Origin of the sequence: Clostridium sp. 19966 (genome assembly GCF_032335695.1) — a bacterium.
Taxonomy (GTDB): Bacteria; Bacillota; Clostridia; order Clostridiales; family Clostridiaceae; genus JACTOJ01.
On sequence record NZ_JACTOJ010000084.1, the window covers coordinates 1 to 1,031 of the forward strand.

The 1,031-nt window shown below is 27.4% G+C and carries 1 protein-coding gene; it reads right to left on the reverse strand.

All coding sequences use genetic code 11. The features are described 5' to 3' along the window. Positions 1 to 18: 18 nt before the first annotated feature. Positions 19 to 1,031: MFS transporter (locus IAI10_RS24580; protein ID WP_315675947.1), on the reverse strand; the 1,013-nt coding region annotated here is incomplete at its 5' end.

A 1,031-nucleotide genomic window follows, 5' to 3' on the forward strand; every position in this document is an offset into this window, starting at 1 on the left:
CAACACTATTGATATTCATTAAGTGGATATATTAATATCGTCTTGTTTGCTAACATAGCTTAGCAAAATAGCCTCAATAATAGCTCCAATCAGTACCATTAATAGGGGATAAAATATTTCAACTTTTCCATATAGTAATCCAAAGAAATTTGTTCCTAGTAATTCTGCAACAGAATAAAACATAAATCGAACACTGGCGAAACGACCCAAATATTCATTTGAAACTCTTCTTTGAAAATATGAATTTAAAAATACAAAGCCGCTTGAATTAAACATTGTTGCTAGAAAACATATAGCAGAAAAGTATATAACTAAAAGTGAAATATGTGTATTTAGATATTTTGAAAAAGCATTGAATCCAGCAGCTAATAAAATAGTAAATGGAATGATTTTCCCCATGCGACTAACTTTAAGTGACATAGCATCTGTGAATCTTCTTGTTAGTAATATAACAATTACAGGGGATACCAATGTACCTGCAATAATAAATGACTGAGTAATGCTTAGGGCATATACCGGTGCTTTAAGGAAGCTGATAATAATAAGAGGTAAACCAATAGTATAAAATGGATTAATAAAAAATCTTGAAGAGCAAATTCCAAGTGTAGCAAATAATAAGTCTTTACTTTTAAATAATAAGTTTACACCTTGTTTAAAATCCTGCAATAGGTATATGCTTTTTTTTATATGATTATTTATCTTTTTAAACCTTAAGAAGATGGTAAAGGTCATAACAAGAAAAAATGAAATTGCATCACAGATTAATATGAATAAAATTCCTAAATTCGAATAAATTACTGTGCCAAGTATAGGTCCAACAAGCAAAGATAAATTTTGAACCCATGAAGTAAAGGAATTTGTTGCAATATAGTCATTTTCATCAAATAGAAATGGTATTATTGCATTAGTAGCTGGATTATAAAAAGTATCTACAATTGCATATGTAAATACAATAGAATATATCATTAATAAACTAATTTCTCCATTTACATAAATCATAAATAGCATTAATAATAAAAATAAACCTCTAA